We start from the raw sequence: 14,168 nt of genomic DNA, 5'->3' as shown, positions 1-14,168 counted from the left end.
AGGGGTTGTGGGGGGACGGGGGGGGTTGGGACGCTTGGCTCGGGGTTTTTTTGTTTGGATCGTGCCGGGAAGAACTTTCGGGGGGCCGCGGTTTTCGACTGTGCCCCCTCGACGGTTGCCGGCCGTCATCGGTGTCCGTAGGTTCTCCACGGTGAATCCGATGGAGACCCGGGGCCTCGCTTCGATGACCGACGAGGCCCGAATACGCTGGGTGGCGCTGGGTGACACGGCCCGGAAGCCACCCGTGGTCATGCTCCACGGCGGCCCAGGTCTGCCGGACTATCTGGGCGGCGTCGCCCCGATGATCGCGGACCTCGCGCCCGTGTACCGCTACGACCAGCGCGGCACGGGCGGGTCCCCGTGGCAGGGCCGCCATACCTTCGCCCGGCATGTCGACGACCTCGCTGAGCTTCTCGACGTCTGGGACGCGCCTGCGGCCGTACTGATCGGGCACTCCTACGGCGCCACCCTGGCCGGCCGGTTCTGCATGGCCCACCCGGACCGGGTGGCCGCGCTGCTGCTGATGTGCGGGCCGTTCGTCGGCGAGTGGCGCACGGGGGACCGGGCGGAACGCGACCGCCGCATGTCCGCGCCACAACAGGAGCGGCTCCGCGCGTTGCAGCAGTTGCCGCACCGCACGGAGGAGCAGGAAGTCGAGTTGCTCACGTTGTCCTGGTTCACCGACCACGCCGATCCCGAACGCGGTTGGCACTGGGCCGCGCAGGGTGCCCGGCAACGCCGCCCCGTCAACTGGCTCATGAACCGTGAGCTCGGCGAGGAAGGACGTGCGGACCCGCTCGACCAGCACCTCGACGAGCTGCGCGGGTGTCTGCCCGCGCGGGTGGAGATCCTCGGCGGCGCCGATGACCCCCGCCCGCTGTCGGCACTCGAATCGCTCGCGCTCCGGCTGGATGTTCCACTGACCCGGGTCGACGGCGCGGGCCACGAACCGTGGCTCGAACAGCCCGATGCCGCACGCGCGCACCTTCGGGGATTCGTGCGGGGCGCGGTGGGCCCGTAGCGCTTCGACCGCGATGTCGGGGCGGGCGGACGCCCGTGATGGTGCGCCCGGATGTCCGGATCGGCATGTTCGCGTCACCCGTATCGCGTTCCGATAACAACCGTCCCGGCCCTCACCACCGTCCCGTAGGGTGCCCAGCAGCATCCCCTTGAACACGTTCAAGGGGACTCCTGGGGAGGGGGACTGCAGGCATGCGCAGTGGAGCGAAGGTTGCGATAGTCGGCGGAGTGTTCGCGGTCGTGGTCGGCGGGGTGGGCTACGGGGCGTACAACATGCTGGACGGGCTGAACGGCGGGGGCGGCGAGGGTACGGACAGCAAGTCCGCCTCCGCCGAGGTGAAGACGGGCCCGGTCACCAAGGCGGAGATCGGCGACGCGTCCAAGAAGTTCCTTCAGGCCTGGGCGAGCGGCGACTCGGACGCCGCGTCCCAGCTCACCAACAACGCGGCCGAGGCCGGGCCGGTCCTCACGGACTACCGCGAGAGCGCCCACGTCACCAAGGCGGTGATCACCCCGGGCCCCGCGGTCGGCTCGAAGGTGCCGTACACGGTGAAGGCGACCGTCTCCTTCGAGGGCACGTCCAAGCCCTGGTCGTACTCCTCCGAGCTGACCGTGGTGCGCGGACTGACCACCGGCAGGCCCCTGGTGGACTGGTCCCCCGCCGTGATCCACCCGGACCTGACGGACGGCGCGTCGCTCAAGACGGGTGAGGCGGCGGCCCCGTCGATCGAGGCCGTCGACCACAACGGCCGGGCGCTCACCAAGGAGAAGTACCCCTCCTTGGGCTCGATCCTGGACGCACTGCGCGAGAAGTACGGCGAGAAGGCCGGCGGCACCGCGGGCATCGAGACCTGGATCGAGGGCCCGGACGCGGGCAGCCCGGACAAGACCCTGCTGACCCTCACCAGGGGCAGGCCGGGCAAGCTGCGGACCACCCTGGACGCCAACGCCCAGGCGGCGGCCGAGGTGGCCGTGAAGAAGTTCAGCCAGGCCTCGGTGGTCGCGGTCCAGCCGTCCACGGGCGCGATCCGCGCGGTCGCCAACAACCCGGCCACCGGCTTCAACGCGGCGATGCAGGGCAAGCAGGCACCCGGTTCGACGATGAAGATCGTGACGGCGGCGATGCTGATCGAGAAGGGCCTCGCCTCGGCCAACCAGAAGATCGAGTGCCCGCCGACCGCGACGTACTACAGCCGCACCTTCAAGAACCTGGCCGACTTCTCCATCCCCGACGGCACTCTGACGACCAGCTTCGCCCGGTCCTGCAACACGGCCTTCATCAAGCTGATCGACGACACGAAGGACGACGCGGCGCTCGCCAAGGAGGCCCGCGACGTCTTCGGGATCGGCCTGGACTGGCAGACCGGCGTCGTCTCCTTCGACGGCAGCGTGCCCGAGGAGACCCAGGGCGAGGCCGCCGCGCAGTACATCGGGCAGGGCACGGTCCAGATGAACGCCCTCAACATGGCGTCCATCACCGCCACCGCGAAGACCGGCACCTTCCACCAGCCGATCATCGTGGCCCCGGAACTCGACGGCCGGCCGATCGCCACCGCGTCCCGTTCACTGCCCGGGTACGTATCCCAGCAGGTCACCAACATGATGCGCCAGACCGCGAGTTGGGGCACCGGAAGGAACGCCATGGCCTCGGTCGGCGGCGACAAGGGCGCCAAGACGGGCTCGGCGGAGGTGGACGGCCAGGCCACGTCCAACAGCTGGTTCACCGGCTTCAGCAACGACCTGGCCGCCGCCGCGGTCGTCCAGTCCGGCGGCCACGGCGGCGACGCGGCGGGCCCGGTGGTGGCGGCGGTACTCCGCGCGGGGTCGTGAGATGTCCGCTGCTGGACGGGCCGAACTGACGGCCTGACGCAACTCTCCGGTCGACCGATCAGACCCGACGGTGGTCGCCCGCATCCCTGCCGAGTGCGGCGATGCGGGACAGCGGGCGCTCCACCTCGTGGTCGACGTACTGGAGCGCTACCGCTCGAAGCCTGGCAGGTAAGGGATCATGAAAAGGATGAACGTCGCCCTCGCGACGGCCACTGCCGCGACGCTTGTCACCGGTTGCTCCGCCGGGTCGACGGACAGGTACGCGACTCCCCACGAGATGTGCGGCATCGACGTTCCTCCGGCAGTCACCGAGCCGCTCCTCCCCGCCGGCAAGAGCATCGACCAGTACCCCGAGGACTTCGCCAAGAAGCCGGACTCGATCGGGAGTTGCCTCGTCAACGTCGACAAGAAGTTGGCTCTGCGGATCGCCGTCTACCGGGAATCCGGAAGCATCGACATACCCGGTCTGGCCCAGGAGGGTTCGCTCCGGCTGCGGAACCCCGAGAAGGCGGAGATCAAGAACGTGTCCAGTGCCCAGGTCGCCGAGGACGGAGCACTCATGTCGATCCCCTGCCGGGCAGGCGGGAAGGACCACCTCGTCACCGAGTTCGCCGTCGGGGAACGGTCGTGGGACAGGGGGAGCACCAAGGACCAGCGCAAGGAGATCGACGCGTTCGTCCGCGGTTACGTGCCCGGACTGATCAAGGCGAAGTGCGGCGGATGACGGCCAAGTCTTCGGGTGACCGGCGCCCGTCGCGCCGCCGGTTCCGCGCTCGGGCCCGGTTCGCCCCCCGTGGATCGCGCACGCTCGTGCTCGGAATGTGCGCGTCCGTCGGCGGGATCGCGGGCGCCGTCAGAGGTGCGGCGGACGGCATGGGTCTCCTCAAGGTCCTCGGACTGCTGGCCATTGGGGTGCTCGGTGTGCTGCTGACCGTCGGCTGCGTGGTGAATTACGCCAAGGAGCGGTGACGACCGACACCGCCTCGCGCGTCGGCCGCCCCCGCCCGCGTGGAACCCCGTCGCACACCCCGTGCCGGGTTCGCTAGCGTGCGGGGCATGAGCGCTTCCGATGCCACCGCCGCCGCCGAAGCCCACCCCCGATTCGCCGAGGCCCTGCGGGAGCTGGGACTCGATGTCGAGGTCCGCCGGTTCCCCGAGGCCACCCGTACCGCCGCCGAGGCCGCTGCCGCGATCGGCTGTGAGCTCAGCGAGATCGTCAAGTCCCTGATCTTCGAGGCCGACGGGGCCCCGGTGCTGGTCCTGGTGGACGGCTCCTCGCGGGTCGACGTGGAGCGGGTACGCGCGGAGCTGGGCGCCGGGAAGGTCGGGCGGGCCGGGGCCGATCTGGTCCGGGAGACGACCGGGTACGCGATCGGGGGCGTACCGCCCTTCGGGCACCGTACGAAGACCCGGGTGCTGGCCGACCGCGGGCTGCTGGACCACGGCGTGGTGTGGGCGGCGGCGGGCACCCCGCACACCGTCTTCCCGCTCGACCCCGAGTCGTTGATCGGACACGCCGGAGGAACCGTGGTGGACGTGCGCGAGCAGTCGAAGTGACACCGCTGGTCGCCCTCGCGGTCCTGATCGCGGCGGTCACGCACGCCAGTTGGAACGCCATCGCGCACGCGATCAAGGACCAGCTGCTCTCCTTCACCCTGATCTCCGGGGGCGGGCTGCTGATCGGCGCGGCCGGGGCCTTCCTCGTGCCGTTCCCGGCAGCCGCGGCCTGGCCGTATCTGCTGGTCTCGGCCGCGCTCCATGTGGCGTACATGCTGCTGCTGATGCGTTCGTTCACCCTGGGCGACTTCGGGCAGATGTACCCGATCGCCCGGGGTACGGCGCCGCTGGTGGTGACGGTCCTCGCCGCGGTCTTCGTCGGCGAGCGTCCGGACGGCTGGGCCACGGCCGGGGTCGCGGTGGCCTCGGCGGGGCTGGTCGGGCTGGCTCTCTGGGGCATCCGGGGCTCCGGCAGGCGCCCGGACTGGCCGGCGCTGCTGGCCGCCCTCGCGACCGGTCTGGCCATCGCCGGGTACACCACGGTGGACGGCGTCGGCGTACGCGCCTCGGGCAGCTCGCTCGGCTACATCGCCTGGCTGATGATCCTGGAGGGGCTGGCCATCCCGGCCTACGCGCTGTACCGCCGCCGCGCCGAACTCCTGCCCGCCCTCCGCCCGTTCGCCGTACGCGGGCTGCTGGGCGCGGCCCTGTCGGTGACGGCGTACGGTCTCGTCCTGTGGGCCCAGACCCGGGCGGCACTGGCCCCGATCGCGGCCCTGCGGGAGTCGTCGATCATCGTCGGAGCGGCCATCGGGACGCTGTTCTTCAAGGAGCGGTTCGGCGCACCGCGGATCGCGGCGGCGGGGCTGATGGTGGTAGGCATCGGGCTGATGCTACACACGAGTTGAGCACGACGCCCCTGCGGCTCCGCCCCTTGCGGAAGGGCATCCCGTGGCAGCCGGATCCCGTCGATCGTCACGTTTCCATCGGGGTGCACGGAGAGGGTGTACGTGAAGTCGGTGTCGGGGACGACGACGAGGAACGGGTTGCCGCCCTGGATGTGTGCCTGAGCCGCGCGCTGTCCCTGCCGGTCCTCGTACCAGGCACGGAGCTCGGCGGGGCGGTCGGGCCTGGAGCCGACCGGCAGCCGTTTCAAGGGCTGCGCCCACGCCGAACGCTCCAGGTCCGATCGCGGGCCGAAGCCGGAGTCGGGGTCCGGATCGGCGCCGGGATCAGCGTCGATCCGGTCCGCGATCCACAATGCCTGACCGCCCAGCCACCGCAGCGCCAGCACCCAACGGTGGCGACTGCGCGGAGGTTGCCGCCGACCTCGCCGCCCCGCACGGCATCGTCCCCGTCCGCGACTCCAAGAATCCGGGCGGCCCCGTGCTGCACACCTCCCCCGCCCCCTTCGCCGCCTTCGTGGCGGGCGTCAAGGCCGGGGAGTTCGGCACCGTCTGACCCGGGTCGACCCCACACCGCCCCGCCGTGCCACGCATGGCGGGGCGGTCGGGCGTCCGGCCTCCGCGCCGGCCGACCTGCTGGCGTTCGCCACCGCGGGGCGGGAGCCGGCGGCGGGCAGCTCGCGGGCCGACGCGGCGGAAGCCGACGCTCCGGGTCCCGCCGCGCTCAGCTCGCCGGGACCGGCGCCGGGCGGGCCGGCGGTTCCTCGGCCGCCGGGGCCGCCGGGGCCGCCGGGGCCGCCGGGGCCGCCGACTTGGCGGCCGGGCGCAGGAGTACGGCGCAGGCGAGGGCGGCCAGCAGGGCGAGCGAGGCCGAGACGGTCAGGCACAGCCGCATGCCGTCGAGGAAGGAGTCGCCCAGGGCGGTCAGGGCCGGTCCGGTGGCGGCGTCCAGGTGGAGCCCGGCCACGGCGCCGAGTCCCTGCTCGCGGGCGGTGTCGAGGACGCGGTCGGCGGCCTCGGCGGGCACCCCCGTGTCGGCGAGGCGGCCGGGCAGCGCGTCGAGGGCCCGGGTGGTCAGCAGGGCGCCGAGCACGGCGGGGCCGAGGGCTCCACCGACCTGGCGGAAGGCGTTGTTCCCGGCGGCGGCCATCCCGGCCAGGTGGTACGGGACGGAGGACACCGCGGAGGCGGTCATCGGGGTGAGTACCGCGCCCATGCCGAGGCCCAGCAGGGCCAGCCGCCAGACGATCGAGCCGTAGGAGGTGTGGGCGTCGACGCCGGTCAGCGAGAGCATCGCGCCCGCCGCGACGACCAGGCCGGCGGTGATCAGGACCCGGGCGGAGACCCGGTGCATCAGGCGTCCGATGGGCGCGCCGACGACGAGGGCCACCCCGGACACCGTCACCATCCGCAGCGCCGCCTCGATCGTGGTCAGGTGCTGGACCATGCCGAAGTAGAGACTCAGCACGAAGAAGAAGCCGATCAGCCCGAGGAAGCTGATCATGGCGACCAGGGCGGTGGCGGTGAAGGCCGGGCTGCGGAACAGCGCCAGGTCGAGCATCGGGCTCGCACTGCGGCGCTCCACGGCGACGAACACGACGGCGGCGACCGCGCCGAGCACCAGGGCCGTCACCACGGCGGGCTCGCCGAAGCCGTCCGCGCCGCCCTCGACGACGCCGTAGACGACCGCGGTGACCGCGACGGCCGCACTGATCTGTCCGGGCCAGTCGAGCCGACGGCCGTGCGGGGCGCGCGAGTCGGGCAGCAGGAACGCCGCGACGACCAGCACGATCAGGGAGACCGGCACGGGCAGGAGGAAGATCCAGCGCCACGCGACGTGCTCCAGCAGCACACCCGCGATCAGCGGGCCCACGGCGAGCGAGGCCATCAGGGACATGGCCCACAGGCCGATGAACCTGCCCCGTTCCCGGTGGTCGGGGACCGCGTGACTGATCAGGGCCAGCGTCGTGGGCAGCAGCGCCGCCGCCCCCAACCCGGATACGGCCTGCCCGGCCCACAGGACCTGCACCGAGTCCGAGGACAGCGAGATCGCCGCGCCCAGCGCGCAGAAGGCCATGCCCGCCTGGAAGACCCGCTTGCGGCCGTGGACGTCGCCCCACACCCCGGTGGTCAGGATCAGCGCGGCCATCGGCAGCACGAAGGCGTCCGAGACCCAGGACAGCTGGGACGTGGAGGCGCCCAGAGCCCGCTGGACGGCCGGCAGGCTCACCGACACGGTGGTCACGGGGAGGTAGGCGACGAAGACGCCCAGGCAGGCCATGACGAGCGTGACGCCCCGCCCTGATCTGTCCTGTGTCGTTGCGGAATTCACGAAGAGGTTCCTTCTGCTGCGGGGGTGGGTGCCGCGCGGGCACCGGCTGCGATGTGAGCACCGCCGTCCGGCGTGCGCCCGCTCCCGGGTGATCCGGCGTACCACCGCATTCCGCGCGGTACGCCGAATCACCCACAAAGCCGCCGACCAGCTTCGCCCCGACCGTCGATGAATCCCCAAGCGATCCCGGCGAACGTCATGGAACCTCCGGATGGAGCGCCGTCCATGTGACCATTCATCCATGCCTGACGATCTGGACCGCAAAATCATCCATGGACTGAACTGCTCGCCGCGGGTCTCCTTCCGCCGCCTCAGCGAGGTCGTCGGGGTGTCCGAGCAGACCGTGGCGCGCCGCTACAACGCCCTGCGCCGCGGCGGCGTCGTCCGCGTCGTCGGGCTGAGCAGCCCCGCCGCCCACGGCCGGTCCGAGTGGATCGCGCGGCTGCGCTGCCGCCCGGACGCCGTGGGGCCGCTCGCGGATTCCCTGGCCCGCAGGCCGGAGGTCGCGTACACGAGCATCGCGTCGGGCGGTTCGGAGATCATCTGCATCATCCGTTCGCCCGCCGGGACCGCCGGGACCGCCGGCGACGACGTGCTGCTGAGGCGGCTTCCCCGGGCGGCCTCGGTCCTCGACCTGAACGTCGATCTCCTCGTCCACGCCTTCGGTTCCCCGGACACGGCCGGCTGGACCGGGCGGGAGGGCTCGCTCACCGACGAGCAGGTGCGGCTGCTGACCGCGGAGCGCCCCATCCCCGCCGGGCCCCCGCTCACCCCGACCGAGGAGGACCGCCCGCTCCTCGAAGCGCTGGCGGAGGACGGCCGCGCCTCCCACACCCGGCTCGCGGAGGCCACCGGCTGGTCCAAGCCGCGCGTGGCCCGCCGGCTGGAGGCCCTCGAAGCGACCGGCTCGCTGGTCTACGACATCGACACCGTGCCCGAACGCCTCGGCTACGCGCTCAACGCCACCCTCTGGCTCCAGGTCGACCTGCCCCGGCTCCAGGAGATCGGCGAGGAGCTCAGCGGGCACGACGAGTGCGCCTTCGCCGCGGCCATCAGCGGCAAGCACAACATCATGGCCGTGGTCATCTGCAAGGACACCCCGGACTTCTACCGCTACCTCAGCGGCCGCTTCGCCCGTACCGAGGGCATCAGGGGCTACGAGATCAGTGTGCGCGTGCGCCGCCTCAAGCAGGCCGCCTCCCTCATCCTCAACGGGCGGCTCGTCCACCCCGCGCTCGCCTGACCCGGGCGCGGGGCGGACCGGGCCCGTATCGGTCAGGCCCCCGAAACCGCGTCCCGGAAGCCGTAGTTGGCTGCCGTCAGCCCGCCGTCCACGCGCAGCGTCGTGCCCGTGATCCAGGCCGCGTCGCGCGAGGCGAGGAAGGCGACGGCGGACGCGATGTCCTCCGGTTCGCCGACCCGGCCGAGCGGGTAGAGGCCGCTCACCCGGGACAGTTCCGCGTCCCGGCCCGCCCAGGCGTCCGTGCGGATCGTGCCGGGGGCGACCAGGTTGACGCGTACGCCGCGCGGCCCCGCGTGGCCCGCGAGGGTGCGGGTGAGGCTGCCCAGGCCCGCCTTGGCCGCGCTGTAGCCGTGGTTGCCGAAGTCCTGTTCGCCGTTGACCGAGCCGATGTTGACGATCGCGCCCCGGCCGGAGGCCACCAGGTGCGGGAGGGCGGCGCGGGCGCAGCGGTAGGGGCCGGTGAGGGTGATGTCCAGGTCGCGCTGCCAGGCCTCGTCGGGCTCGTCCTCGAAGAGCGGGGCGTCGGCGGCGCAGGCGTACGCGTTGTTGACCAGCACGTCGAGGGAGCCGAAGGCGGCGACGGTGTGGGCCACCGCCGCCTCGACGGCCGCCCGGTCGGCCACGTCGCAGGGCAGCGCCTCGGCGGCACCGCCCGTCCCGCGTATCGCCGCGGCGGTCCGTTCGGCGCGGTCGCCGTCCAGGTCGGTCACCAGGACGCGCGCACCCTCGGAGGCGAGCCGGCGGGCCGTGGCCGCGCCGATGCCCTGGCCCGCGCCGGTGATGAGCACGCCGTATCCGTCGAACCGTGGACCAGCGGAGTGAGGAGGAGTCATAGCGCCGACCGTACTGCCCTGACCAGCGCCTGGGCACGGGGATCGGCGGTGACTCCCTTCTGCAGACCGTTCGTCACATAGCCGAGCGCGATGCCGGATTCGGGGTCGGCGAAGCCGAGCGAGCCGCCCCGGCCGGGGTGGCCGAAGGAGCCGGGGGCGAGCAGCGGCGCCGACGGGCCGTGCAGCATGTAGCCCAGGCCGAAACGGGTGTTGACGACCAGGACCCGGTCCGGACCCGCCGACTCCTCGGTGCGGGCCAGGGTGAGGGTGGCCGGGGCGAACAGGCGGTGGCCGTCGACCGGGCCGATCATCGCGGCGTAGCAGCGGGCCAGCGCGCGGGCGGTGGCGATGCCGTTGGAGGCGGGGAGTTCGGCCGCCCGGTAGCCGGGGTCGTTCTCGTCGGGGAGCGGGTCGATGGCCCCGAAGGCGCGGCGGGTGAGGGACTGCGGATCGCGGTACGCCTCGGCGACGGAGCGCTTGGGGCGCACTCGCAGGATGCCGGTGTTGCCCGCGGCGGCGGGCGGTTCTTCGGGCCCGATCCGGCCGATCCGGTGCGCCTCGTCCGCCGGGAGGCCGAACCAGAAGTCCAGGCCGAGCGGCCGGGCGATCTCCTCGGCGATCCAGCGGCCGACGGTGCGGCCGGTGACCCGGCGCACCAGTTCGCCGATGAGCCAGCTGTAGGTCTGGGCGTGGTAGCCGTGGTCGGTGCCGGGTTCCCACTGGGGGCGCTGGGCGGCGACGGCCTGCGGGCCGGAGATCCCGTCGGCGGCTTCGGAGGGGGTCAGCGGGCAGTCGAGCGCGGCGAGCCCGGCCCGGTGGGACAGCAGGTGCCGGACGAGCACGCGTTCCTTGCCGGCCGCCTTGAACTCCGGCCAGTACGTGCCGACCGGGGCGTCGAGGTCGACCTGGCCGCGCTGGTGCAGCAGCAGCGGTACGGCGGCGGCGATGCCCTTGCCCGCCGAGCGGACGATCTGCACGGTGTCCACGGCCCACGGTTCGACGCCGTCGACGTCTCTCGTACCGGCCCAGAGGTCGACGACCTTGTGCCCGTCCCGGTAGACCGTGACGGCCGCGCCGCGTTCGCCGCGCTGCTCGAAATTACGGATGAAGGCATCCCGGACCGGTTCGAATCCGGCCGCCACCGTGCCCCGTACGTCCACGCCTGCTCCTGCGCTCCCGCTCATCCCCCCATGGTGCATCCCGTGGCGGGTCGGACGTGTGGCGGGTCACCTCATGTTCACAGCGCCGGGACGTGCACCGGCGCGGCACGCTCGCGGGCGCGGAACGTTCAACGGCGCGGGGCGTCCACCGTCACGGAGCGCGGGTCGAAGCCGAAGGGCAGTTCCAGGCGGTGGCGGCGCATCAGCTTCTCGTCGCAGAGCAGGTCCTGGGTGCGGTCGTCGGCGGCGATGACGCCCTCGCTGAGGATCACCGCGCGCGGGCAGAGCTCCAGTGCGTACGGCAGGTCGTGCGTGACCATGAGCACGGTGACGTCCAGGGACCGCAGGATGTCGGCGAGTTCGCGCCGCGAGGCCGGGTCCAGGTTGGAGGACGGCTCGTCCAGGACGAGGATCTCCGGCCGCATGGCGAGGACGGTGGCGACGGCGACGCGGCGGCGCTGGCCGAAGGAGAGATGGTGCGGCGGCCGGTTCGCGTACTCCTCCATGCCGACCTGCTTCAGGGCCTCGGTGACGCGTTCCTCCAGTTCGCCGCCGCGCAGCCCGGAGGCGGCGGGGCCGAAGGCGACGTCCTCGCGGACGGTGGGCATGAAGAGCTGGTCGTCGGGGTCCTGGAAGACGATGCCGACGCGGCGGCGGATCTCGGCGAGATTGCGCTTCTCCACGGGCAGGCCCGCGACCCGGACGGTGCCCGCGCCGGCGTCGAGGATGCCGTTGAGGTGGAGTACGAGGGTGGTCTTGCCGGCGCCGTTGGGGCCGAGCAGGGCGACCCGTTCGCCCCGGGCGACCGCGAGGTCCACCCCGAAGAGCGCCTGGTGGCCGTCGGGGTAGGCGTACGCGAGGCCGCTGACTTCCAGGGACGGTGCGGGGGCGGTGGGCTGACTCATAGGGACCATCCCAGCAGACAGACCGCGAGGGCGAGCACGGGGAGGGCGGCGGCGTACGCCCACTGGGTCCGGGAGGCGGTCACCTCGTCGATGACCGGCATGGAACCGGCGTAGCCGCGGCTGACCATGGCGAGGTGGACGCGTTCGCCGCGCTCGTACGACCTGATGAAGAGGGCGCCCGCCGACTTGGCCAGGACACCCCACTGCCGTACCCCGCGCGCCTCGAAGCCCCGGGAGCGGCGGGCGATCGACATCCGGCGCATCTCGTCGGTGATCACGTCGCCGTACCGGATCATGAAGGAGGCGATCTGGACGAGCAGCGGCGGCAGTCTGAGCCGCTGGAGGCCGAGCAGCAGCGAGCGCAGTTCGGTGGTGGAGACGAGGAGCACGGACGCGGCGCCGCCGAGGGTGCCCTTGGCCAGGACGTTCCAGGCGCCCCAGAGGCCGGGGACGCTGACGGAGAGGCCGAGGACATGGGTCTGCTCGCCGGGCACCACGAACGGCATGAGCAGCGCGAACGCGACGAACGGCACCTCGATGAGCAGCCGCTTGAGCAGGAAGCCCGCCGGGATGCGGGCGAGCGCGGTGACCGCGCCGAGCAGCACCGCGTACAGCCCGAACGCCCACACCGACTCGCGCGGCGTCGAGACGACGACCACCACGAAGCAGAAGGCGGCGGCGATCTTGCAGTGCGGCGGCAGGTCGTGGACGGGCGAGTGACCGTGCCGGTAGAGCTTGTGTGCGTGTCCCGCGCCCATGTCAGACGTTTTCGCTGGTGCGCGTGGTGTCGTCGGGGGCGTCCTGCGTACGACGGCGGCGGACCACGTAGAAGACCCCGCTGCCGACCGCGATCGTGGCCCCGACGCCGATGACTCCGGCGAGGCCGCCGGAGATCCGGGCGTCGGACACGTCCTTGACGCCGTAGTCGGCGAGCGGGGAGTCCTTGGCCGCGTGTTCCTCGGTCTTCTTGTCGATGCCCTGGTCGGCGGCGACCTTCTCCAGGCCGTCGGGGTCGGCGGAGGCGTAGTAGGAGACGAAGCCCGCCAGGACGAGGGCGGTGACCAGGCCGGTGGCCCAGATCCCCCGGTGCGAGCGGGCGGCGACCGGGGCGAGGGGCTGCCGGACCGGGGCGTCGACGAGTTCGCCGTCGACCCGGAGCTTGAGCGAGGTGGTGAGTCCGCGGGCGCCGTGGACCAGGTCGGGGCGTACGGCGATGACGGCGCCGACGGTCAGCGCGGTGATCACGGCCTCGCCGATACCGATCAGGACGTGGACCCCGACCATCGCGGTGAAGACCTTGCCGATCGGGATGTCGGTGGTGCCGCCGATCCAGTAGATCAGCGTGAAGACGCAGGCCGCGGCCGGTACGGAGACCAGGGCGGCGACGAAGGACGCGGCCGTCACGGAGCGGCGGGTCCGCGGCAGCACCCCGAGCAGCCCGCGGAAGAGGGCGTACGCGACGACGGTGGTCGTGATGCCCATGTCGAGCACGTTCACGCCGAGCGCGGTGAGGCCGCCGTCGGCGAAGAGGATGCCCTGCATGAGCAGCACGACGGTGACGCAGAGCACGCCGGTGTACGGCCCGACCAGGATCGCCGCCAGCGCCCCGCCCAGCAGATGCCCGCTGGTGCCCGCCGCGACCGGGAAGTTCAGCATCTGCACGGCGAAGATGAACGCGGCGACGAGACCGGCGAGCGGCGCGGTGCGTTCGTCCAGCTCACGCCGCGCGCCCCGCAGGCTGACGGCGACCGCACCCGCCGCGACGACTCCGGCGGCGGCGGAGACGGGCGCGTCGATGAATCCGTCGGGTACATGCATGGGGGGCTCCGCTTCCTGCGGTCCTGCGTTGCTGCGGACGATGTCGTGAACCGCTCAATGATAGGACCTTGTTGCAAACCCTTCGCAAGAGCGGTTACGTCACAACTGTTCACCGCGCCCCTTACGGGAAATATGGGACATTAGATGGCGAAGCAGTATGCACAGGAGGAGTCGGACCATGCCCCCCGTGATCCATGAACAGGCAGAAGCCTGGCTCGTCAACGACACCCCCGACCTCCCGGCGATCCCGGTCGACCTGCTGTACGACGCCGACAAGGACCCGCGCACCGTCCACGTCTCCTTCCCCGGCGGCGCCGACTGGGCGTTCGGCCGCGACCTGCTGGAGGGCGGGCTGAACTCCCCCACCGAACGCGGTGGCGTCCGCGTGTGGCCCTGCGGACGGACACAGCTGGTCGTGGAGGTCCACTCGAAGGAGGGCGTCGAGGTGGTGCAGTTCGACAACGCGCCGCTGATCCGCTTTCTGCACCGTACGCACACCGACGGGGGCGCCAGACCCGCGCACGACGTGACGCCCGCGTGAGATCCGCCCGCACGGCTCACCCGCATGGCGCATCCGCATGACACAAGCCCCCGTGCCGCTCGCACGGGGGCCTCTGTCATCGCC

General features: G+C 72.3%; 15 protein-coding genes. 9 read left to right on the top strand and 6 right to left on the bottom strand.

Going from position 1 to position 14,168, the window contains the following annotated elements:
* Nucleotides 1-160 precede the first annotated feature (160 nt).
* The 7 genes from ACFV8T_RS19900 (at nt 161) to ACFV8T_RS19870 (ending at nt 5,808) form a co-directional block, all read left to right on the top strand.
* Complete coding sequence (locus ACFV8T_RS19900) at nt 161-1,021, top strand: alpha/beta fold hydrolase (protein ID WP_385329039.1); 861 nt, start codon at nt 161-163, stop codon at nt 1,019-1,021.
* A gap of 191 nt (nt 1,022-1,212) precedes the next feature.
* Nucleotides 1,213-2,850, top strand: coding sequence for a penicillin-binding transpeptidase domain-containing protein (locus tag ACFV8T_RS19895; RefSeq protein WP_385329038.1), 1,638 nt, complete (start codon nt 1,213-1,215; stop codon nt 2,848-2,850).
* A gap of 187 nt (nt 2,851-3,037) precedes the next feature.
* The gene (locus ACFV8T_RS19890; protein WP_385329037.1) at nt 3,038-3,574 is read left to right on the top strand and encodes a hypothetical protein; all 537 of its coding nucleotides are present in this window, start codon (nt 3,038-3,040) and stop codon (nt 3,572-3,574) included.
* The gene (locus ACFV8T_RS19885) at nt 3,571-3,819 is read left to right on the top strand and encodes a hypothetical protein (protein ID WP_385329035.1); all 249 of its coding nucleotides are present in this window, start codon (nt 3,571-3,573) and stop codon (nt 3,817-3,819) included. The genes ACFV8T_RS19890 and ACFV8T_RS19885 overlap by 4 nt, the downstream gene beginning before the upstream one ends.
* Before the next feature lie 87 nt (nt 3,820-3,906).
* Nucleotides 3,907-4,407, top strand: coding sequence for a YbaK/EbsC family protein (locus tag ACFV8T_RS19880; protein ID WP_385329033.1), 501 nt, complete (start codon nt 3,907-3,909; stop codon nt 4,405-4,407).
* Nucleotides 4,404-5,255 (top strand): EamA family transporter, encoded by an 852-nt coding sequence (locus ACFV8T_RS19875; protein WP_385329031.1) that lies wholly within the window; start codon nt 4,404-4,406, stop codon nt 5,253-5,255. The genes ACFV8T_RS19880 and ACFV8T_RS19875 overlap by 4 nt, the downstream gene beginning before the upstream one ends.
* Nucleotides 5,256-5,607: 352 nt before the next feature.
* Nucleotides 5,608-5,808, top strand: coding sequence for a DUF397 domain-containing protein (locus tag ACFV8T_RS19870; protein ID WP_385329030.1), 201 nt, complete (start codon nt 5,608-5,610; stop codon nt 5,806-5,808).
* Between the two features lie 168 nt (nt 5,809-5,976).
* Here the strand turns inward: ACFV8T_RS19870 and ACFV8T_RS19865 are convergent, their stop codons facing one another.
* A complete protein-coding gene (locus ACFV8T_RS19865; RefSeq protein WP_385329249.1) occupies nt 5,977-7,533 on the bottom strand; it encodes an MFS transporter in 1,557 nt (518 codons plus the stop codon).
* Between the two features lie 292 nt (nt 7,534-7,825).
* On the opposite strand from ACFV8T_RS19865, the gene ACFV8T_RS19860 reads away from it, so the two are divergent.
* Entirely contained in the window at nt 7,826-8,827 is a 1,002-nt protein-coding gene (locus tag ACFV8T_RS19860) for an Lrp/AsnC family transcriptional regulator (protein ID WP_385329028.1), read from the top strand.
* A gap of 32 nt (nt 8,828-8,859) precedes the next feature.
* Here the strand turns inward: ACFV8T_RS19860 and ACFV8T_RS19855 are convergent, their stop codons facing one another.
* From ACFV8T_RS19855 to ACFV8T_RS19835, 5 genes are all read right to left on the bottom strand, one after another.
* Nucleotides 8,860-9,660: an SDR family NAD(P)-dependent oxidoreductase gene (locus ACFV8T_RS19855; protein WP_385329026.1), complete on the bottom strand. Its 801-nt coding sequence runs from the start codon at nt 9,658-9,660 to the stop codon at nt 8,860-8,862.
* Nucleotides 9,657-10,820: a serine hydrolase domain-containing protein gene (locus tag ACFV8T_RS19850; RefSeq protein WP_385329246.1), complete on the bottom strand. Its 1,164-nt coding sequence runs from the start codon at nt 10,818-10,820 to the stop codon at nt 9,657-9,659. Before ACFV8T_RS19850 ends, ACFV8T_RS19855 begins: the two co-directional genes overlap by 4 nt.
* Nucleotides 10,821-10,948: 128 nt before the next feature.
* On the bottom strand, nt 10,949-11,725 hold the full coding sequence (locus tag ACFV8T_RS19845) for an energy-coupling factor ABC transporter ATP-binding protein (protein ID WP_385329024.1): 777 nt from the start codon (nt 11,723-11,725) through the stop codon (nt 10,949-10,951).
* Entirely contained in the window at nt 11,722-12,483 is a 762-nt protein-coding gene (gene cbiQ, locus ACFV8T_RS19840) for a cobalt ECF transporter T component CbiQ (RefSeq protein WP_385329023.1), read from the bottom strand. Before cbiQ ends, ACFV8T_RS19845 begins: the two co-directional genes overlap by 4 nt.
* Before the next feature lies 1 nt (nt 12,484).
* The gene (locus ACFV8T_RS19835) at nt 12,485-13,543 is read right to left on the bottom strand and encodes an energy-coupling factor ABC transporter permease (protein WP_385329021.1); all 1,059 of its coding nucleotides are present in this window, start codon (nt 13,541-13,543) and stop codon (nt 12,485-12,487) included.
* Between the two features lie 178 nt (nt 13,544-13,721).
* On the opposite strand from ACFV8T_RS19835, the gene ACFV8T_RS19830 reads away from it, so the two are divergent.
* On the top strand, nt 13,722-14,084 hold the full coding sequence (locus ACFV8T_RS19830) for an SsgA family sporulation/cell division regulator (protein ID WP_385329019.1): 363 nt from the start codon (nt 13,722-13,724) through the stop codon (nt 14,082-14,084).
* Nucleotides 14,085-14,168: the final 84 nt, after the last annotated feature.

The organism is Streptomyces sp. NPDC059832, from assembly GCF_042731715.1.
Taxonomy (GTDB): domain Bacteria; phylum Actinomycetota; class Actinomycetes; order Streptomycetales; family Streptomycetaceae; genus Streptomyces.
This window is presented reverse-complemented; position numbering and strand designations above follow the sequence as displayed.

Coding starts and splice junctions, on each gene's coding strand:
- ACFV8T_RS19900 (WP_385329039.1), top strand. CDS start 161: ATGGAGACCCGGGGCCTCGCTTCGATGACCGACGAGGCCCGAATACGC.
- ACFV8T_RS19895 (WP_385329038.1), top strand. CDS start 1,213: ATGCGCAGTGGAGCGAAGGTTGCGATAGTCGGCGGAGTGTTCGCGGTC.
- ACFV8T_RS19890 (WP_385329037.1), top strand. CDS start 3,038: ATGAACGTCGCCCTCGCGACGGCCACTGCCGCGACGCTTGTCACCGGT.
- ACFV8T_RS19885 (WP_385329035.1), top strand. CDS start 3,571: ATGACGGCCAAGTCTTCGGGTGACCGGCGCCCGTCGCGCCGCCGGTTC.
- ACFV8T_RS19880 (WP_385329033.1), top strand. CDS start 3,907: ATGAGCGCTTCCGATGCCACCGCCGCCGCCGAAGCCCACCCCCGATTC.
- ACFV8T_RS19870 (WP_385329030.1), top strand. CDS start 5,608: ATGCCTGACCGCCCAGCCACCGCAGCGCCAGCACCCAACGGTGGCGAC.
- ACFV8T_RS19865 (WP_385329249.1), bottom strand. CDS start 7,533: ATGGCCTGCCTGGGCGTCTTCGTCGCCTACCTCCCCGTGACCACCGTG.
- ACFV8T_RS19860 (WP_385329028.1), top strand. CDS start 7,826: ATGCCTGACGATCTGGACCGCAAAATCATCCATGGACTGAACTGCTCG.
- ACFV8T_RS19855 (WP_385329026.1), bottom strand. CDS start 9,660: ATGACTCCTCCTCACTCCGCTGGTCCACGGTTCGACGGATACGGCGTG.
- ACFV8T_RS19845 (WP_385329024.1), bottom strand. CDS start 11,725: ATGAGTCAGCCCACCGCCCCCGCACCGTCCCTGGAAGTCAGCGGCCTC.
- cbiQ (WP_385329023.1), bottom strand. CDS start 12,483: ATGGGCGCGGGACACGCACACAAGCTCTACCGGCACGGTCACTCGCCC.
- ACFV8T_RS19835 (WP_385329021.1), bottom strand. CDS start 13,543: ATGCATGTACCCGACGGATTCATCGACGCGCCCGTCTCCGCCGCCGCC.
- ACFV8T_RS19830 (WP_385329019.1), top strand. CDS start 13,722: ATGCCCCCCGTGATCCATGAACAGGCAGAAGCCTGGCTCGTCAACGAC.